The organism is Streptomyces sp. URMC 124 (genome assembly GCF_051386455.1).
GTDB lineage: Bacteria > Actinomycetota > Actinomycetes > Streptomycetales > Streptomycetaceae > Streptomyces.
The window spans coordinates 14,161-33,416 of the sequence record NZ_JBPQTS010000006.1 but is presented as its reverse complement, the minus strand read 5'-3'; the positions used below and the strand labels follow the sequence as shown (position 1 = coordinate 33,416).

The window sequence follows — 19,256 nt, the reverse complement described above, 5'->3', positions numbered from 1 at the left end:
CGGGTGCCCCCCGCGTGACAGTCTTCCCCGGCGGCCTCAGTCGGTCGCCTGCACCGCGTCCTCGACCGAGGTGTGGATGGGGAACACCTTGGTGAGGCCGGTGATACGGAAAATCTTGAGAATGCGCTCCTGGTTGCAGACCAGGCGCAGCGAGCCCTCATGGGCACGCACCCGCTTCAGTCCGCCGACCAGGACGCCGAGCCCGGTGGAGTCGAGGAAGTCGACGCCCTCCATGTCCACGACGAGGTGATAGCTGCCGTCGTTGACAAGCTCGACCAGCTGCTCACGCAGCTTGGGCGCGGTGTACACATCAATCTCGCCACCGACCCGGACAACCGTACGGTCGCCTACGGTCTCGGTCGACAGGGACAGGTCCACGGATCCTCCAGCACCTTGCATCGAGCGGTCGCCCCCCATGGATCGGCAGCCGCGATGGCATTCAATCACTTACCGGCAGGCGCGCACGACGCCTTGACGCCATTGTCCGTCACGCCAGTGACACACTCGGTGCCGATGGCCAACGATCAACTCCCGCCCGAGGCGGGCGTACATCCCGTTCCCCGGACAGTCCTCGACCGACTGACCACCGGGGCCGACAGGGCTGCACGCATCACTCATACGGAGCACTTGCCCCCGCGTCCCGGACGTCATGCCCCCTGGCCTGAGCAGATCCGGCCGGAAGTGACCGAGGCCGTACGGGCGGCCGGCATCGAACGGCCGTGGGCCCACCAGGCGCTCACCGCCGAGCACGCCGTGCGCGGCGAATCGGTGGTCGTGGCCACCGGAACCGCCTCCGGGAAGTCCCTCGCGTACCTCGCACCGGTCCTCAGCGCCCTGCTGGACGGCTCCGAGGCCCCGAACGGCCGCGGGGCGACCGCGCTGTACCTCGCCCCCACCAAGGCCCTCGCCGCCGATCAGCGGCGCGCCGTGAAGGCCCTCGCCGAGCCCCTGGGCAAGGGCGTGCGGCCCGCCGTCTACGACGGGGACACGCCCGTCGAGGAGCGGGAGTGGGTGCGGCAGTACGCCAATTACGTGCTCACCAACCCCGACATGCTCCACCGCTCGATCCTGCCCGCCCACCCCAAGTGGTCCTCCTTCCTGCGTGCCCTGCGCTACGTCGTCATCGACGAGTGCCACACCTACCGGGGCGTCTTCGGCTCGCACGTCGCCCAGGTGCTGCGCCGGCTCCGGCGTGTCTGCGCCCGCTACGGGGCCGATCCGGTCTTCCTCCTCGCCTCGGCCACCTCCTCCGCCCCGGCCACCGCCGCCGGCCGGCTGACGGGCGTGCCGGTGGTGGAGATCACCGACGACGCCTCCCCGCGCGGCGAGCTGGTCTTCGCCCTCTGGGAGCCGCCCCTGACCGAGCTGCACGGCGAGCGAGGAGCCCCCGTGCGCCGCACCGCCACCGCCGAGAGCGCCGACCTCCTCACCGACCTCGTCGTCCAGGGCGTCCGCACGGTCGCCTTCGTGCGGTCACGGCGCGGCGCCGAGCTCATCGCCCTGATCACCCAGGAGCGCCTGGCGTCCGTGGACCGCTCCCTGCCCGGGCGTGTCGCCGCCTACCGCGGCGGCTACCTCCCCGAGGAGCGGCGCGCCATCGAGCGTGCCCTGCACAGCGGTGAGCTGCTGGGCCTGTCCGCCACGACCGCCCTGGAGCTCGGCGTCGACGTCGCGGGCCTCGACGCCGTCCTCCTGACCGGCTATCCGGGCACGCGGGCCTCCCTGTGGCAGCAGGCCGGCCGCGCGGGCCGTACGGGCCGCGGAGCCCTCGCCGTGCTGGTCGCCCGCGACGACCCGCTGGACACGTATCTCGTCCACCATCCCGAGGCGCTCTTCCGGCAGCCCGTGGAATCCACCGTCCTCGATCCCGACAACCCCTACGTCCTCGCCCCCCATCTGTGCGCAGCGGCCGCCGAGCTGCCGCTCACCGAGGCCGACCTGTCCCTGTTCGGACCCGAGACGGCGGGCCTGCTCGCCCAGCTGGAGGCGCGCAAGCTGCTCCGCCGCCGCGGTGCCGCCTGGCACTGGACCCGGCGCGAGCGCGCCGCCGACCTCACCGACATCCGCGGCGGCGGGGGCCGGCCCGTCCAGGTCGTGGAGGAGGGCACCGGGCGGCTCCTGGGCACCGTCGACGCGGGCGCCGCCCACGCCTCCGTCCACGAGGGCGCGGTCCATCTCCACCAGGGCCGCACCTACCTCGTCCGCCGCCTCGACCTGGAGGACTCCGTCGCCCTCGTCGAGCAGGCCGACCCGCCCTATTCGACGACGGCCCGCGACACGACGGCCATCTCCATCCTGGAAACCAGCGCCGAGATCCCCTGGGGGGAGGCACGGCTGTGCTTCGGCTCGGTCGAGGTCACCAACCAGGTCGTCTCCTTCCTCCGCCGCCGGCTCATCACCGGCGAGGTCCTCGGCGAGTCCAAGCTGGACCTCCCGCCGCGTACGCTGCGTACCCGCGCCGTGTGGTGGACCGTCACCGAGGACCAGCTCGACGAGGCCCGCATCGCCCCCGAGGCCCTCGGAGGCGCCCTGCACGCCGCGGAACACGCCTCCATCGGCATGCTCCCCCTCTTCGCCACCTGCGACCGCTGGGACATCGGCGGCGTCTCCATCCCGCTGCACCCCGACACGCTCCTGCCGACCGTCTTCGTCTACGACGGCCACCCCGGCGGCGCGGGCTTCGCCGAGAGGGCCTTCCACACCGCGGCGAGCTGGCTCACCGCCACCCGCGAGGCGATCGCGGCCTGCGAGTGCGACACCGGCTGCCCGTCCTGCGTCCAGTCCCCCAAGTGCGGCAACGGCAACGAACCTCTCGACAAGCGAGCGGCGATACGCCTCCTGGCCCGCCTCCTCAAGGACGCCCCGAAGGACGGGGATCCTCCACCTGGGCGACCTCCCGAATCGCCCGGGCCGGTTGGGCCGTCCGGGGCAGCGGGCCCGTCCGGTGCAGCAGATCCGTCCGGTGCAACGGGCCCGTCGCAGACTTCCGGTTCCGGGGACTGAGGTCCACGACCGGGGGCGAGGCCCGGGGCGGGCGGGCTGCGGCTGCCGCTGCGGAGAAGGAGACGGGTCCGGTTCCCGCCGCCTCCGCGGGCCCCGCCCGCGACCGCACCCGGACGGCGTACGGTCCCGCCCTCGCCTCGGCCGCCACCTCGGCGATCTCGCCGCTCACGGCACAGCGCACCACTCTCGCCCCCTGGGCGGCCGCCACGCGCCGGGCGAGACCGCACGCGGTCTCCTGCCCTTCGAGGGCGTGATCGGCCGCCGCCAGCGCCGACAGGTCCGCCGCGCCGCCCGCGCGGTGGCGGGCCACCACCGCCTGCCCCATGGCCAGCAGGCCCGCGAACACCGCGCAGAGCGCGGTGGCCGCCACCGCCACCCACACCGTCGCCATGCCCCGGTCACCGCACCGTCTCCTCTGCAAGGGCCACCGCCTCTCCGCCCAGCCTCAGAGCCAGCGGCCCCGCCACGCGGGCTTCCACCCGCACTCGTACGAGATCGCCTTCGCGCGCGACGGCGATGCGGGAGCCCGGCGGCGCGGCGGCCCGCGCCGACGCGACCGCGACGCCCACCGGATCGGACCGGGCCGCTGCCCGGGCTCCTGCCCGGGCAGCGTCCACACACTGGATCTGTGCGGCGGCTGCCATCAGTCCCCAGATCAGGGCCGCACCGAAGAGGATCAGCGCCGGAAGCACCATCGCCGCCTCGGCCGTCACATAGCCGCCGTCAGATCGCCTGTTGCGTAAGGCTGCGGACGCCCAGTCAGCCGTATCGCCCGCCGCATCGTCAGAACGGCGCATGGAGCGCCCGCCCGATGAGCCCCTGCAGCGCCGCGCTGACCGCTCCGCTCGTGACCACCTTGTAGAGCACCGCGGCGAGCGCGCAGGCGGCCACGGTGCCGACGGCGTACTCGGCGGTCGACATGCCCGCCTCGGCATGGGCGAGGGCCCACGGCCGGCCCTTCGGCCAGGCCGCCGGCCACAGCCGCGGCCGGGCCGGCGCCCACCACCGTCCGCTCCGAGCCCCCTGCCGCGACCGCGGCGCCTCCCTCCGGGCCGGGCGCCCCGGCCTCCCTCGCAGAACCATCGCCTTCTCCCCCGTCCTTACGGTCACGACCTTCACTCCGCCCACCGTCACTCCGCTCACCGTCAATGTCCTTTCGTCAGACCGCTCGCCAGCCCGATCACCACGGGCACCACTCCGACCGTCAGGAACGCGGGCAGGAAACACAGCCCGAGAGGGGCCGTCGCCAGGACGCCCGCGCGCCGGGCCCGTATGCCGGCCGCCCTGCCGCGCTCGGCCCGCAGGCGGCCGGCGAGCCGGGACATGGGCTCCACCGCGGGAACCCCGGTCGCCTGCGCCCGCTCCAGGCAGAGAGCCAGCCCCCGGGCGCCGGGGAGCCCGCCCAGCCGGCTCCATGCCGTGGCCGGATCGCCGCCGAGCCGCACCTCCGCCGCGGCCCGGGCGAGCCGTTCGCCCACCGGACCGCCCAGCGACACACCGACCGCTTCGGCGGCCTCCCTCGGACCGGCCCCCGCGGCCAGACAGGCCGCCATGAGGTCCGCAGCAAGCGGAAGTTGCCGCTCCACTTCTTCGGCCGGAAGGCCGTCCGGAGCGGCATCCCGCTTCCGGCGGCGCAACCACCGCCACATGCCGTACGCGGCGGCGAGTCCCGCTGCCCAGCCGGCGACCCCGCCGAGGAGGATGACCCCTGCGGCTCCGGACGCGGCCGCGAGCATCCCGTCCCGGAGCGCCGGCAACCGACCGGAAAGGGCACGCAATCGCTGCCCCTTCGCGGACCTTCCCGGGGCCCCGCCGAAGAGCGAGGCGATCCGGCGGCGTACCGTCCGCCTCCTGCGCACGCGGACCGCCGCCACCACGGCTCCGAGGGAGACGATTCCCGGGAGAATCATCATCCACAGGCTGTGGATAACATTTTCTCTCACGGCACCTTCCCTTTCGCCGTACCGGGCACACCGGACCCTCCGGCTCCTCCCCGCTCCCCCGCCGCCGCCCGTACGATCCGCCCGGTCCAGGCGATGCCTGCCGCCTCCAGGAGCCCGCCGAGGAGCAGACAGCACAGTCCGGCCGGCGTGTGCAGCAGCACCCGCAGCGGCGCCGCCCCCAGCGCGCTGCCCATCAGCAGGGCCAGCACGGGCAGCAGGGCCAACATGACGGCGGTGGACCGCGCACCGGCCAACTGCGAGCGGAGTTCTTCCCTTTGGTCCCGCTCGGCGCTCAGGGCCGCCGAGACCCGCTCGAGCCCGGTGGCAAGCCCCGCACCGCCGTCGACGGCAACGCGCCAGCAGGCGGCCACACCGTGCAATCCCTCGGCTCCGGGGCGGACCGCCACCGCCTTCAGCGCCTCCGGCACGTCCCCGCCGAATCTCGCCGCCGCCGACACCGCCGTCCATTGCGGCCCCAAGTCCCCCGCAGGCACACCTGCCAGCGCCTGACCGGGCTGCCGCCCCGCTCGCAGCTCGCCCGCCACGGCCCCGCACAGCTCGATCACGGCCGCTTCCCGCCGCTCCCTCTTCCGCTGCTCCCCACGGGCGGCCAGCCACCTCCGCACGAGCGGCACGGCCACCAGCGCCGCCGGCAGCGGCAGCACCGACCCGCCCAGCAGAGCCACGAGACCGCCGAGCGGAAGGCACACCAGCTCTCTCCGGGACGACGCCCAACGCCGCAGCCGGGCGGCCCACTCGCCCACCCGAGCGGGCGGCCAGGGCGTGGGAGGCACGAACGATCCGCCCCCTGCGAGCATCAGCCGCGCGCGGCGGCGCTCCCTCCCCGACCCGCCCGGCGGCCAGGCCATGAACAGGGCGCCCAGCGCAGCGACGCCCGCGAGCGTGGCCGGCGGCATCGTCCCCGCGGCCGTCACGGCGCGACTCCCGCCCGCTCGCAGAGCTGCGCCAGCCGGGCCCAACCGCGGGCCCGCTGAAAGCCGGTGAGTCCCCAGACGGCGGCGGGCACGGTGGTGACGAAGCCCGCCGGATCCCGTTCGAGCACATGCACTTCCGCCACGCGTCGACAGCCGCTCCGCTCGCGCACCAGGTGGACCACGACCGACAGTCCGGCCGCCAATTGGCTGTGCAGCGCGGCGCGGTCGAGGCCGGCGGTGGAGCCGAGCGCCTCCAGCCGGGCGGGCACGTCCGCCGCGGCGTTCGCATGCACGGTGCCGCAGCCGCCCTCGTGGCCCGTATTGAGCGCGGCCAGCAGGTCCGTGACCTCCGGCCCTCGGACTTCACCCACCACCAAGCGGTCCGGCCTCATCCGCAGGGCCTGTCTCACCAGATCCCGCAGAGTGACCAGACCCATTCCCTCCTGGTTCGCCGGCCGGGTCTCCAGCCGGACGACGTGCGGGTGGTCGGGACGCAGTTCGGCGGAGTCCTCCGCGAGAACGATCCGCTCGTCCCGCGCGACCAGCCCCAGCAGGGTGGTCAGCAGCGTCGTCTTGCCGGAGCCCGTGCCGCCGCTGACGATGAACGACAGCCGCGCCTCCAGCACCGCCCGCAGCAGCCGGTCCCCGCCGGGCGGCACCGTCCCGGCCGCCGTCAGGTCGTCCAAGGTGAAGGCGCGCGGCCTGACGACGCGCAAGGACAGACAGGTCGAGCCGACGGCGATCGGCGGCAGCACCGCATGCAGCCGGGTCCCGTCGGGGAGCCGTGCGTCGACCCAGGGGCGGGCGTCGTCCAGCCGCCGGCCGGCGATCGCGGCGAGGCGCTGGGCGAGCCTGCGCACCGCGGCCGCGTCCGGAAAGGCCACGTCCGTGCGCTCCAGGCCGGCGCCGCGGTCGACCCAGACCTCGTCCGGCGCCGTGACCAGGACGTCGGTGACGTCGGGTTCGGCCAGCAGCCGCTCGAGCGGGCCCGCGCCGATCAGTTCGGAGCGCAGCCGGGCCGCGACACCGAGGATCTCGGCGTCTCCCAGCAGCCGCCCTTCCTGACGCAGGGCCTCGGCGACCTTGGCGGGCGTGGGGTCGGCGCCGCTTTCGGCGAGCCGCAGCCGCACGGCGTCCAGCAGTCCGGTGCTCATGCCGACGCCCCCTGGGCGGCCTCGAAGCAGGCCCAGAAGTCGGTGCAGAACCGGGCCAGCGGGCCGCGCTCGCCACCCGGCGGCCTGCCTGCCGCGAGCGCGGCAGGCAGGCCCGCCTCCGGAGGCAGGTCGCCCGCGAGGGGCAGGCCGAGGAGCCGGGCGATCTCCTCTCCGTCGAGCCCGGAGGTGCGCGGGCCGCGGACGACCACCCGCAGATCGCCGAGGACGGCGCCGACGCCGGCGGCGACTCGGTGGGCCGCTGCCACGGCCCGCAGCTCGGCGGGCACGACCAACAGGCCCGCGTCGAGCTGCCCGAGGGCTTCGAGGGCGGCTTCGTCCAGCCTGCGCGGCAGGTCGACGACGACCGCGCCTCCGCGGCGCCGCGCGGCGGCCAGCACGGCCTTCATCGCGTCGGGCGGCACGGCTGTGCAGGGGCTCCGGTCCCAGCTGAGCAGGCGCAGCGAGTGGAGCTCGGGCAGGGCCTCCTCCAGCGCGTGACACGCCACCCGGCCTCTGGAGTCGGCGAAGGCGGGCCAGCGCAACCCTTCGGCCCTCTCGCCTCCGAGCAGGACGTCGAGGCCGCCGCCCAGGGGATCACCGTCGATGAGCATGGTGCGCCGCCCGGCACCGGCCGCTCCGACGGCGAGCGCGCACGCGAGCGTGCTCGCCCCCGCGCCGCCCCGCCCGCCGATCACTCCGACGGTGAGGGCGGGCCGCCCGGCCCCCTCGACGGCATCGGCGATCCGCTCCACGAGCCGGCTCTCGCAACCGGGCAGCAGCGCCACATCCCGGGCGCCGATCTCCATGGCCAGCCGCCACACCCCGGCGTCACCGCGGTCCCGGGCGACGAGCAGCACCGCCTCCCCATGGGCCGCGAGACGCGATCCGCGCAGGCGGGGAGCGCAGCACTCGCCGACCAGGATCAGCGGCGGATCCTGCCCCGTGCCTCGGCGCGCAGGCGCTCCGTGCGCCACTTCGGGCACTGCTCCGGCCGCCGCGCACAGGCGCAACAGGTCATCGAGCAGCTCCTCGTCCTCGGCGATGATCAGTGGTCCGCGCCGCCTCCTGCCGGCGGCGGGCGGCCAATCGGATGCACTGGATCCGGCCACGGCGTCCTCCCCGTCTCACTGCGCGCTCTCGCATCCGCGGACATCGCGGAAGAGCGCGGGGAATCACCGTGCAGGGAACTGGAAAATAATGTGGATCTTGGTCAAAAACTGTGGACAACTCAACCGCTGTGAATATCCCGGTCACCTATACCGGTGACTTCCGGAGAGCAGCCCACCGATTACGCTGCGTAGCGTGTATGAAGGGAGGCAGGCAGCCGCCGACCGGGCGGCGCGGGAAGGAGGAATGCCGGTGGGGGCCCTACAAAAGGCATCCGGACATGCGACGACCCCCGCCGGGGGGGAGAGCGGGGGTCGTCCCCACGGCCGACTCGGGGGGGGAGGAGTCGGACCGGGTTAGACACGGTCGCGAACGATCCGTGACTTCCATGGTGTACCCGAGAGCCTTCTCAGGCAAACCCACACGCCTCAGCTTACGCCGAATGGAGGGCGCCTATGCTCGGCACCGTGGAAAACCACTCGTTGCCCCGGACAGCCGCGTTCTTTGATCTGGACAAGACGGTCATTGCGAAGTCGAGCACGCTCACCTTCAGCAAGTCGTTCTACCAAGGTGGCTTGATCAACCGGCGTGCGGTGCTGCGCACCGCGTACGCACAGTTCGTCTTCCTCGCCGGCGGAGCCGATCACGATCAGATGGAGCGGATGCGCGAGTATCTCTCGGCGCTCTGCAGGGGCTGGAATGTCCAGCTGGTCCGCGAGATCGTCGCCGAGACCCTGCACGAACTCATCGACCCGATCATTTACGACGAAGCCGCCTCCCTCATCGAAGCACACCACACCGCCGGCCGCGACGTGGTGATTGTCAGCACCTCGGGCGCCGAGGTCGTCGAGCCCATCGGCGAACTGCTGGGCGCCGACCGCGTGGTCGCCACCCGCATGGTCGTCGAGAACGGTGCCTTCACCGGTGAAGTGGAGTACTACGCCTACGGCCCCACCAAGGCCGAGGCCATCAAGGAGCTCGCCGACTCCGAGGGGTACGACCTCTCGCGCTGCTACGCCTACAGCGACTCCGTCACCGACATCCCCATGCTGGAGACCGTCGGCCACCCCCACGCGGTCAACCCCGACCGGGCCCTGCGCCGCGAAGCCGCGGCCCGCGACTGGCCGGTTCTCACCTTCGACCGCCCGGTGCGGCTCAAGCAGCGGGTACCCGCCCTGTCGATGCCCTCGCGTCCCGCTCTCGTCGCCGCGGCCGCGGTCGGCGCCGCCGCAGCCACGGCGGGCCTCGTCTGGCTGGCCGGCAGGCGCCGCGAAACGGGTGTCCGCCTTGCCCAGGTTCAGCACTAAAACCAGAGATCTGAGCCCCGGCCTTCCACTTCGGCGGTGACAGGAGTAGAAAGGACTTAACGGCCCGCGAGACCAGGGACATCCGGGAGGACGCCCTTCACGCACCACGGCCCCACGGACCGAAGCATGAACGTCGGGCACCCACGCGACGCAGACCCGTCGATTACGGGCCAGCCGCACCAGGTGACGGGCGAAGTTCCCGACCTGATGGGCAACCTTCGTGCACGCATGGTAACCCGGCGAACATGCCAGCGGCGGTACCGGAATTGACCGGTACCGCCGCAACCCTGTCCGGGGTCATCCGCCGCTCAAGCGGCCCCGCGCTGAAGCGCCTCGCACACCGCCGTGCTCTCCCGCACGCCCAGCTCGACCGCGCGGCCGCAGTGCGCGATCCAGGCCCCGACACCCTCCGGCGTCCCGGAGGCGTATCCGTCGAGCGCCGCCAGATACGCCTCGGCGCCGAGTTCGGCGTGGCCCATCTCGGCCGGGCAGATCGACTTGGGGTCGAGGCCACTGCCGACCAGCACGATCCGCTCGGCCGTCCGGGCTACCAGCCCGTTGTGCGAACCGAAGGGGCGCAGGGCGAGCAGCTCGCCGTGCACCACGGCCGCCGTGACCAGCGCGGGCGCCTCGGTCCCCGCAAGGAGCAGCCCGGCCAGGCCCTCGAGCCGCCCGGCCACCTCCGACGCGCTGGGCACCGCCAGCCGGACCAGCGGTTCGTCGACCGGCTCGCCGGCCAGCCGGGGCCGGCCCACCGTCTCGTCCGCCTGCGTCCCGCCCGCGGCCACCAGGTGCAGCCTGGCCAGCACCCGCAGCGGGGACTGCCGCCACACGCTCAGCAGCTGTCCGGCCTCCGCGGTCAGCCGCAGGGCCGCACCCACGGTCCTCGCCTCGCCCTCGACGCCGAAGTCGGTGCGGCGACGCACCTCTTCGAGCGCCCAGTCGGCACCGGACAGCGCGGCCGAGCCGCGCGCGCCGCGCAGCGCGGCCTCGGAGGTGATCTCGTTGCTGCGGCGGCGCATCACCCGGTGTCCGTAGACGCGGTCCACGGCTTTGCGCACGGAGTCCACGGAGTCGGCCACGCCGGGGAGCGTGGCCAGGGCGGCGAGCGGATCGGCAGTCGTACTCATGCGTAAGACAGTACGCACTTCGGGTCTACACCCCTCGAACGAGTGGTCTTCTTCACGCGCAGCTCTCACTCCGTGCACCCTCACACCTACGCTTGGTGAACATGAAGATCGCTTTCGTAGGGAAGGGCGGCAGCGGCAAGACCACGCTGTCCTCGCTGTTCATCCGCCACCTCGCCGCCGACCGCGCCCCCGTCGTCGCGGTGGACGCCGATATCAACCAGCACCTCGGCGCGGCGCTCGGCCTGGACGAGGAAGAGACCTCCGCACTGCCCGCGATGGGCGCGCAGCTTCCCCTGATCAAGAACTATCTGCGCGGCAGCAACCCGCGCATCACCTCCGCCGAGACCATGATCAAGACGACGCCCCCCGGCGAGGGCTCGCGCCTGCTGCGGATCGGTGAGGGCAACCCGGTCTTCGACGCGTGCGCCCGGCCCGTCGAGCTCGACGGCTGCGCCGTGCGGCTGATGGTGACGGGGCCCTTCACCGAATCCGATCTCGGTGTGGCCTGCTACCACTCCAAGGTCGGGGCGGTCGAGCTGTGTCTCAACCACCTGGTGGACGGCTCCGGCGAGTACGTCGTGGTCGACATGACGGCCGGAAGCGACTCCTTCGCCTCGGGCATGTTCACCCGCTTCGACATGACGTTCCTGGTCGCCGAGCCCACCCGCAAGGGCGTGTCCGTCTACCGGCAGTACAAGGAGTACGCACGCGACTTCGGCATCTGCCTGAAGGTCGTGGGCAACAAGGTGCAGGGCCCGGACGACGTCGACTTCCTGCGCGAGGAGGTGGGCGATGACCTGCTGGTGACCTTCGGCCACTCCGACTGGGTGCGGGCGATGGAGAAGGGCCGGCCGCCCCGCTTCGGCCTGCTCGAAGAGCACAACCACCAGGCGCTGCGGACCCTGCGCGAGACGGCGGACGGCTCGTACGAGCTGCGGGACTGGCAGCGCTACACCCGCCAGATGGTGCACTTCCACCTGAAGAACGCGGAGAGCTGGGGCAACGCGAAGACGGGCGCCGACCTGGCGGCTCAGGTCGACCCCGCCTTCGTCCTGGACGAGCGCTGGGCGACTACCCCGCAGCCCGCCTGACCCGCTGGGCGGCGGGGAAGCGTTCCCAGCCGCCCTTGGGCGCCTTGCCCACGTCGAGCGTGCGCAGCGCCGTGAGGAGCCTGCTGTCCTGCGCATCGAGCCAGTCGGCCAGTTGTTTGAAGGACACGCAGCGCACCTCCTCCTTCGTGCAGACGGTCTTGATGGTGCTCTCGACCGCGCGCATATAGGTGCCGCCGTTCCAGGACTCGAAGTGGTCCCCGATGAAGAACGGCGCCCTGTTGCCGCGGTAGGCACGGCGGAATCCTGCGAGCAGACCGTCACGCATCTGCTTGCCCCAGGCGCGGTGCAGGGCCCGGCTGCCCCTGGTCGTTCCGGACTGGTTGGCAAGGAAGTTGTAGTCCATCGAGAGGGTCTCGAAGCCCCGCCCCGGGACCGGGATGTCCTGCAGCGGGAAGTCCCAGAGGCCCTCGATCTTGCGGGGCCAGACCTGGCGTCCGCCCACGGAGCTCGCGTCGTAGCGGAAGCCCATGGTCCGTGCGGCCTTGATGAGGTTGCGCTGGCCTTCGAGGCACGGGGCGCGGCCGCCGACGAGCTCCTTGGTGTAGTCGAACGGCAGCGGATCCTCCTCCTTCAGCCCGGCGTTGGTCTTCCATCGCCGGACGAAGGACCGCGCCTGGCGGATCTCGCTCCTCCACTCCTTGGGCGACCAGGTGCCGACGCCCCGGTCGGGCCCGCAGAAGTGCCCGTTGAAGTGCGTGCCGATCTCGTTGCCGTCCAGCCATGCACCGCGGAGCTGCTCGACGGTGTCCTTGACTCCCTTGACGGAGTTGAAGCCGATGTCCGAGGCGCCGGGCCGGTGCCTGGGGGGTGCGTAGACGCGCCGTTTCCCGGTGGGAAGCATGTACACGCCGCTGAGGAAGTACGTCATCGTGGCGTGGTACTTCTTGCCGACCCTGCGGAAGTGCGAGAACAGGTGCTGCCCGTCCTCACCCGCGCCGTCCCAGGAGAAGACGACGAACTGCGGGGGCCTGTGGCCGGGCTGCAGCCGGTCGGGGGCGGGTTGGCCGGGCTGGGGGCCCGTGTCCGCGGTGGATCCGTCGCCGATGAGGCGAACGGGCCGCCGGGCGGCTTCCGGGTCCACCGAACCGCGCAGCGCTCCGGGCTCCGCATCGCCCGAGCAGCCGGCCGAACCTGTCGCCAGGGCGAGGGCCGTCAGAGCGCCCAGCGCCACTTTCCATCCAGCGGCCATCAGCCACCTCTGCCTTCGCTGCTGCCCGATTCGGCACCTCAACGTCGCACGGGGGGAGCCAACACGCAGAAGTGACAAGCAGATGAAATGACGAATTCACTCGATAGACGGAACCGCGTCTTTATTCGACCCGTCATCCTTTCCACGGCTCTTTACTCTCCATTACGATTCGTTTACCGAGAGTTGAGTTAACCCCCGCCACCGCAGCCGCTCCTGCCGCTGCGCGCCGTGACGACGGCCGCGTCTTCACCGCATCCGTGCCGCCCGACGACGACGGGAACGACCATGCAGCCTCAGCCACCATCGACACACCGCCCGCCGGCAGCCGGCAGCAGCGGCCCGCAACCCCCCGACCCGTCCACCTGGCGCCGGGACCTCTCCGCTTCCCTGGTGATCTTCCTCATCGCCGTGCCGCTCTCCCTGGGCATCGCACTGGCCACGGGAGCCCCGCTCCAGGCCGGGCTGGTGGCGGCGGCGGTCGGCGGCATCGTGGCGGGGGTTCTGGGAGGCGCGCCGCTCCAGGTCAGCGGTGCCGCGACGGGCCTGGTCGTGGTGACCGCCGAGCTCGTCGGGCGGTACGGCTGGCGGGCCACTTGCGCGATCACGGCCCTCGCGGGCCTGATGCAACTCGCCCTCGGCACCGCACGGGTCGCGCGCGGCGCCCTGGCCGTCAGCCCGGCGATCGTGCACGGCGTGCTCGCCGGCATCGGTGTCACGATCGCGCTCGGCCAGCTCCATGTCGTCCTGGGCGACACCCCCAACAGCTCCGCCCTGGAGAACCTGGCAGCGCTCCCGTCGGAGCTCGGCCATCCGCACCCCTCAGCCCTGCTGGTCGGGGCGGTCACCGTGGCCGTGCTGGTCGCCTGGCCCCGGCTGCCGGGCCGAGCCGGGCTGTGGCTGCGCACGGTCCCCGCCCCCCTCGCCGCCATTGCCGCCGCCACCGGAGCGAGCACCGGCATGTCCGTGCCCCGGGTCTCCCTGCCCGAGTGGCGGCTGCAGGCGCTGCCCGCCCTGCCGGACGGGCCGGTGCTGGGCGTCTTCGCGGCCGTGCTGACGGTGACGCTCGTGGCGAGCATGGAATCCCTGCTGTCCGCCGTGGCGGTGGACCGGCTGCGTGCCGAGCGCGCGGGGATGCAGGAGGGCCCGGCCGACCTCGACCGCGAGCTCGCGGGCCAAGGGGCCGCCAATGTCGTCTCCGGGCTCCTGGGCGGTCTGCCGATCGCCGGCGGCGCGATCCGCGGATCGGCGAACGTGGAGGCGGGCGCCGCCTCCCGCAAGTCCACCGTGCTGCACGGGCTGTGGGTGCTCCTCTGCGCCGGCCTGCTCACAACGGTCCTGGAGCTGATCCCGCTGGCGGCCCTGGCCGCTCTGGTGATGGTGGTGGGAGTGAAGATGGTGAGCTTCGCACACATCAAGCACGTCCAGCGGCACCGCGAGTTCCCCATGTACGCGTCCACGCTCGGCGCCGTGGTCCTGTTCGGCGTCCTTCAGGGAGTGGCCGTAGGCATCGTGGTCACGGCGTTCCTCTCCCTGCGCAGGCTCGCCTACACCCGCATCACCGTGGAGCAGGAGGGCGCGGGCCACGTGGTCCGCGTCAGCGGGCAATTGACGTTCCTGGCCGTCCCGCGGCTGAGCCGAGCGCTCACCCAGATCCCGGCGGGGGCCGTGGTGGTCGTCGAACTGGGCGGCTCCTTCATGGATCACACCGCGTACGACACCCTGCAGTCGTGGACCAATGCCCATCGCGCGCGGGGCGGATGGGTCACCCTCAGGGGGCGCGGCGGGCGGCCGATCGCCGAGCCGGTCAGCACGCACGCGTGCCGCCCCTGGACGCCCTGGCGCAATCACCACTGCACCCGGCCGGCCCTTCCGGCGGACGCCCCCGCGCCGGGCGGCGGGCAGCAGCTTCTGGGCGGCGTGAGTGCCTTCCAGCGCAACACCGCCCCCCTCGTACGGGACGAGCTGGCGCGCCTGGCCCGCGAGGGCCAGTGCCCGACGCAGCTCTTCCTCACCTGCGCCGACTCGCGGCTGGTCACCAGCATGATCACCTCCAGCGGGCCGGGCGACCTGTTCACCGTGCGCAACGTGGGCAATCTGATCCCGCCGCCCGCCACCGACGGCTCCTGCGACTCCGTCGGCGCCGCAGTGGAGTACGCGGTCGAGGTGCTGAAGGTCGGCAGCATCACCGTCTGCGGGCACTCGGGGTGCGGCGCGATGCAGGCGCTGCTCGACTCGGCCGGCCCGAGCACCGCAGGCCGCAGTGGCGCGGGCCGGAGCGGCGGCGGCACGGGATCCGGCGGCAAGGCCCCCGCGGACCCGCAGACGCCGCTCGTGCGCTGGCTGCGGCACGGCCGTCCGAGCCTGGCCAGGATGCAGCGGATCGGGCGGCTCGGCCGCGGCGAGGTGGCGATGGCGGATCGTCCGGTGGCGGATGCCCTCGAGCGGCTCGCGCTCGTCAACGTGATGCAGCAGCTCGATCACCTGATGGCCCACGACTGCGTCGCCCGCCGGGTGGCCGAGGGATCGCTCCAGCTCCACGGCATGTACTTCCACGTGGCCGAGGCCCAGGCCTATGTGCTGGACGCGGCCTCGCGCACCTTCGCGGCCGTACGCCCGGAGGTTCTCGACGCCGTCTGACCGCTGGGTTCGTTCGCCCTCGCGATCTTTCTACAGGTCTAAACCAATTTTTATCAACAGCCCTTGTCAGGGTGTGCCCCGGGCTGGTGAGCTATGCCCCGGGACACTACGGGCACCCACCGGGCACAGCACGGTCACCCAACGGGCACCCTGGGAAAGGGAGATGTCGTGAGCAACGAGAGCCTGGCCAACCTCCTGAAGGAGGAGCGCCGCTTCGCACCGCCTGCAGACCTGGCCGCGAGTGCCAACGTCACCGCGGAGGCGTACGAGCAGGCGAAGGCTGACCGGCTGGGCTTCTGGGCCGCTCAGGCCCGCCGCCTGAGCTGGGAGACCGAGCCGACCGAGACCCTCGACTGGTCGAACCCCCCGTTCGCCAAGTGGTTCGCCGACGGCAAGCTCAACGTCGCGTACAACTGCGTCGACCGCCACGTGGAGAACGGCCTGGGCGACCGCGTCGCGCTGCACTTCGAGGGCGAGCCGGGCGACACCCGCACCATCACCTACGCCGACCTCCAGCGCGAGGTCTCCAAGGCCGCGCACGCCCTCACCGAGCTGGGCGTCCGGGCGGGCGACCGCGTCGCCATCTACCTGCCGATGATCCCCGAGGCGGTCGTGGCGATGCTCGCCTGCGCCCGCATCGGCGCCCCGCACTCCCTGGTCTTCGGCGGCTTCTCCGCCGACGCCCTTGCCACGCGCATCAACGACGCCGACGCCCGCGTCGTCATCACCGCCGACGGCGGCTACCGCCGCGGCAAGCCCTCCGCCCTGAAGCCCGCGGTGGACGAGGCCCTCACCCGCCCCGGCACGGAGAACGTCCGCAGCGTCCTCGTCGTCCGGCGCACCGGTCAGGAGGGCATCGGCTGGACCGAGGGCCGTGACGTGTGGTGGCACGACCTCGTCGACCGCCAGCCCGAGCAGCACACGCCGCAGGCCTTCGACGCCGAGCACCCGCTCTTCATCCTCTACACCTCCGGCACCACGGGGAAGCCGAAGGGCATCCTGCACACGACCGGCGGCTATCTCACCCAGGCGTCGTACACCCACCACGCCGTCTTCGACCTCAAGCCCGAGTCGGACGTCTTCTGGTGCACCGCCGACGTCGGCTGGGTCACCGGCCACTCGTACATCGTCTACGGCCCCCTCAGCAACGGCGCCACCGAAGTCCTCTACGAGGGCACGCCCGACAGCCCGCACCAGGGCCGCTGGTGGGAGATCGTCCAGAAGTACGGCGTCACGATCCTCTACACCGCGCCGACCGCGATCCGCGCCGCCATGAAGTGGGGCGACGACATCCCCGCCAAGTTCGACCTGAGCAGCCTGCGCATCCTCGGCTCGGTCGGCGAGCCCATCAATCCCGAGGCCTGGGTCTGGTACCGCAAGCACATCGGCGCCGACCGCACCCCGGTGGTCGACACCTGGTGGCAGACGGAGACGGGCAGCATGATGATCAGCCCGCTGCCCGGCGTCACCGAGACCAAGCCCGGCTCGGCGCAGGTCCCGCTCCCCGGCATCGCGGCCACGGTCGTGGACGACGAGGCCCGTGAGGTGCCCGACGGCGCCGGCGGCTATCTCGTCCTCACCGAGCCGTGGCCGTCGATGCTCCGCACCATCTGGGGCGACGACCAGCGCTACCTCGACACCTACTGGTCCCGCTTCGAGGGCAAGTACTTCGCGGGCGACGGCGCCAAGAAGGACGACGACGGCGACATCTGGCTGCTCGGTCGCGTCGACGACGTCATGCTCGTCTCCGGGCACAACATCTCCACTACCGAGGTCGAGTCGGCCCTCGTCTCGCACCCGAAGGTCGCCGAGGCGGCGGTCGTCGGCGCGACCGACCCGCAGACCACCCAGGCGATCTGCGCCTTCGTCATCCTGCGCGGCGGCGCCGACGCCGGCGAGGAGGGGCTGGTCGAGGAGTTGCGGGCGCATGTCGCCAAGCAGCTCGGCCCGATCGCCAAGCCCAAGCGGATCCTCCCCGTCGCCGAGCTGCCCAAGACCCGCTCGGGCAAGATCATGCGCCGTCTCCTGCGCGACGTGGCGGAGAACCGCACCCTCGGCGACGTCACCACCCTGACCGACTCCTCCGTCATGGATCTCATCCAGTCACAGCTCCCCGCGGCGTCCAGCGAGGACTGACCGGAGGAGCGAGGAACCCCGGAAAGGGGGCCCGGCAGCTGCCGGGCCCCCTTTCGCTCGTTTCGGTTCACTCGTTCCGGTTAAGGTGAGGAGTGGTCGCGTAAAAAATGCGACAAGAATCAGAGGCGCGCCGGGAAGTCTGGTCGGCACACAGCACACGTGTACCCGACGACCCTGGAGGTCCCCCGCCGTGGCCGCGCCCAAGAACCGCCGCTCCGTCTTCCTCGGCCGGTTGCCGCTGCCCGAGCGGAATTTCCTCGCCGACGCCCTGCGTACCGAGACCGTGGGCGGCGTGCTCCTGCTCGCCGCCGCAGTGGCCGCGCTGATCTGGGCGAACACCCCGCTGCGCGGCAGCTACGAGACCGTGCGCGACTTCCACTTCGGTCCGGGCTCGCTGGGGCTGAACCTCTCCGTCCAGCACTGGGCCGCCGACGGGCTGCTCGCCGTCTTCTTCTTCGTCGCGGGCATCGAGCTCAAGCGCGAGCTGGTCGCCGGGGAGCTGCGCGATCCCAAGGCGGCGGTGCTTCCCGTCGTCGCCGCGATCTGCGGCATGGCCATGCCCGCGATCGTCTACGTCACGGTCGCCACCAGCGGGAACGGTTCCACGGCCGGCTGGGCGGTGCCGACCGCCACCGACATCGCCTTCGCCCTTGCCGTCCTGGCCGTCATCGGCACGGCGCTGCCCTCGGCGCTGCGCGCGTTCCTGCTCACCCTCGCCGTCGTCGACGACCTGTTCGCGATCCTGATCATCGCGGTCTTCTTCACCTCGAACCTGAACTTCGCCGCCCTCGGCTTCGCCGTGCTGGGCCTGGCCGTCTTCTGGCTCCTGCTGCGCAAGGGCGTCCGCGGCTGGTACGTCTACGTGCCGCTGGCGGTCGTCAACTGGGCCCTGATGTACAACAGCGGCGTCCACGCCACCATCGCGGGCGTGGCGATGGGCCTGATGCTGCGCTGCCACCGCCGCGAGGGCGAGCACCACTCCCCCGGCGAGCACATCGAGCATCTCGTGCGCCCGCTCTCGGCGGGCCTGGCAGTGCCGCTCTTCGCGCTGTTCTCGGCGGGCGTGGTGGTCTCCGGCGGCGCGCTGTCGGACGTCTTCACCAAGCCCGAGACGCTGGGTGTGGTGCTCGGCCTGGTGGTCGGCAAGGCGGTCGGCGTGTTCGGCGGGACGTGGCTCGCGGCCCGCTTCACCCGGGCCGAGCTCAATCCGGACCTGAAGTGGCCCGACGTGCTGGCCGTCGCCTCGCTCGCGGGCATCGGCTTCACCGTCTCGCTGCTGATCGGCGAGCTGGCCTTCGGCACCGACCCGGTGCTCGCCGACGAGATCAAGGCTGCCGTGCTCGTCGGATCGCTGATCGCCGCGGTCGTGGCGAGCGTTCTGCTCAAGCTGCGCGACAACAAGTACAAGAAGCTGTGTGCGGACGAGGACCGTGACGACGACCAGGACGGCATCCCCGACGTCTACGAACAGGACAACCCGGCCTACCACCTGCGGATGGCGGCGATCCTGGAGGCGAAGGCCGCGGAGCACCGCCGGCTGGCCGAAGTCGCCTCCGGGCACACCACCCGTGACGACGGTCCGGCATGATCTGAGAGTCTTTAC

Annotated in this window: 15 protein-coding genes and 1 pseudogene; 6 read left to right on the top strand and 10 right to left on the bottom strand. The window is 72.4% G+C overall.

Features of this window, described 5'->3' with window-relative positions; translation table 11 throughout:
- Window positions 1-36 precede the first annotated feature (36 nt).
- Complete coding sequence (bldG, locus tag ACSNOG_RS02180) at window positions 37-378, bottom strand: anti-sigma factor antagonist BldG (protein ID WP_030367299.1); 342 nt, start codon at window positions 376-378, stop codon at window positions 37-39.
- Between the two features lie 54 nt (window positions 379-432).
- Between bldG and ACSNOG_RS02175 the strand changes: the two genes are divergently transcribed.
- Window positions 433-3,003, top strand: coding sequence for a DEAD/DEAH box helicase (locus ACSNOG_RS02175; protein ID WP_436750775.1), 2,571 nt, complete (start codon window positions 433-435; stop codon window positions 3,001-3,003).
- 148 nt (window positions 3,004-3,151) lie between these two features.
- On the opposite strand, the pseudogene ACSNOG_RS02170 reads toward ACSNOG_RS02175, so the two are convergent.
- The 7 genes and pseudogenes from ACSNOG_RS02170 to ssd all read right to left on the bottom strand — a co-directional run.
- Window positions 3,152-3,394, bottom strand: a pseudogene (locus ACSNOG_RS02170) (Rv3654c family TadE-like protein); the annotation flags it as partial.
- A 7-nt stretch (window positions 3,395-3,401) separates the two neighbouring features.
- Window positions 3,402-3,800, bottom strand: coding sequence for a TadE family type IV pilus minor pilin (locus ACSNOG_RS02165; RefSeq protein ID WP_436750774.1), 399 nt, complete (start codon window positions 3,798-3,800; stop codon window positions 3,402-3,404).
- The gene (locus ACSNOG_RS02160) at window positions 3,787-3,924 is read right to left on the bottom strand and encodes a DUF4244 domain-containing protein (RefSeq protein ID WP_436750773.1); all 138 of its coding nucleotides are present in this window, start codon (window positions 3,922-3,924) and stop codon (window positions 3,787-3,789) included. The genes ACSNOG_RS02165 and ACSNOG_RS02160 overlap by 14 nt, the downstream gene beginning before the upstream one ends.
- A 224-nt stretch (window positions 3,925-4,148) precedes the next feature.
- Window positions 4,149-4,946 carry a type II secretion system F family protein gene (locus tag ACSNOG_RS02155; RefSeq protein WP_436750772.1) on the bottom strand — a complete coding sequence of 266 codons (798 nt, stop codon included), beginning with the start codon at window positions 4,944-4,946 and terminating at the stop codon, window positions 4,149-4,151.
- Window positions 4,943-5,863, bottom strand: a complete 921-nt coding sequence (locus ACSNOG_RS02150; protein ID WP_436750822.1) for a type II secretion system F family protein — start codon at window positions 5,861-5,863, stop codon at window positions 4,943-4,945. Before ACSNOG_RS02150 ends, ACSNOG_RS02155 begins: the two co-directional genes overlap by 4 nt.
- A gap of 14 nt (window positions 5,864-5,877) precedes the next feature.
- On the bottom strand, window positions 5,878-7,035 hold the full coding sequence (locus tag ACSNOG_RS02145) for a TadA family conjugal transfer-associated ATPase (protein ID WP_436750771.1): 1,158 nt from the start codon (window positions 7,033-7,035) through the stop codon (window positions 5,878-5,880).
- Complete coding sequence (gene ssd / locus ACSNOG_RS02140) at window positions 7,032-8,144, bottom strand: septum site-determining protein Ssd (protein WP_436750770.1); 1,113 nt, start codon at window positions 8,142-8,144, stop codon at window positions 7,032-7,034. Before ssd ends, ACSNOG_RS02145 begins: the two co-directional genes overlap by 4 nt.
- 453 nt (window positions 8,145-8,597) lie before the next feature.
- Between ssd and ACSNOG_RS02135 the strand changes: the two genes are divergently transcribed.
- Entirely contained in the window at window positions 8,598-9,449 is an 852-nt protein-coding gene (locus ACSNOG_RS02135) for an HAD family hydrolase (protein WP_436750769.1), read from the top strand.
- A 308-nt stretch (window positions 9,450-9,757) separates the two neighbouring features.
- Here ACSNOG_RS02135 and ACSNOG_RS02130 read toward each other — a convergent pair whose 3' ends face one another.
- Entirely contained in the window at window positions 9,758-10,579 is an 822-nt protein-coding gene (locus tag ACSNOG_RS02130) for an oxidoreductase (protein ID WP_436750768.1), read from the bottom strand.
- Between the two features lie 101 nt (window positions 10,580-10,680).
- On the opposite strand from ACSNOG_RS02130, the gene ACSNOG_RS02125 reads away from it, so the two are divergent.
- A complete protein-coding gene (locus ACSNOG_RS02125) occupies window positions 10,681-11,670 on the top strand; it encodes an ATP-binding protein (protein ID WP_436750767.1) in 990 nt (329 codons plus the stop codon).
- Here the strand turns inward: ACSNOG_RS02125 and ACSNOG_RS02120 are convergent.
- Window positions 11,651-12,880, bottom strand: a complete 1,230-nt coding sequence (locus ACSNOG_RS02120) for a hypothetical protein (protein WP_436750766.1) — start codon at window positions 12,878-12,880, stop codon at window positions 11,651-11,653. The genes ACSNOG_RS02125 and ACSNOG_RS02120 overlap by 20 nt on opposite strands.
- A gap of 285 nt (window positions 12,881-13,165) precedes the next feature.
- Between ACSNOG_RS02120 and ACSNOG_RS02115 the strand changes: the two genes are divergently transcribed.
- The 3 genes from ACSNOG_RS02115 (at window position 13,166) to nhaA (ending at window position 19,241) form a co-directional block, all read left to right on the top strand.
- Window positions 13,166-15,517 carry a bifunctional SulP family inorganic anion transporter/carbonic anhydrase gene (locus tag ACSNOG_RS02115; RefSeq protein WP_436750765.1) on the top strand — a complete coding sequence of 784 codons (2,352 nt, stop codon included), beginning with the start codon at window positions 13,166-13,168 and terminating at the stop codon, window positions 15,515-15,517.
- 93 nt (window positions 15,518-15,610) lie between these two features.
- Complete coding sequence (acs, locus tag ACSNOG_RS02110) at window positions 15,611-17,653, top strand: acetate--CoA ligase (RefSeq protein ID WP_436750764.1); 2,043 nt, start codon at window positions 15,611-15,613, stop codon at window positions 17,651-17,653.
- Window positions 17,654-17,843: 190 nt separating this feature from the next.
- Window positions 17,844-19,241, top strand: coding sequence for a Na+/H+ antiporter NhaA (gene nhaA, locus ACSNOG_RS02105; protein ID WP_436750763.1), 1,398 nt, complete (start codon window positions 17,844-17,846; stop codon window positions 19,239-19,241).
- The last annotated feature ends 15 nt before the right edge of the window (window positions 19,242-19,256 follow it).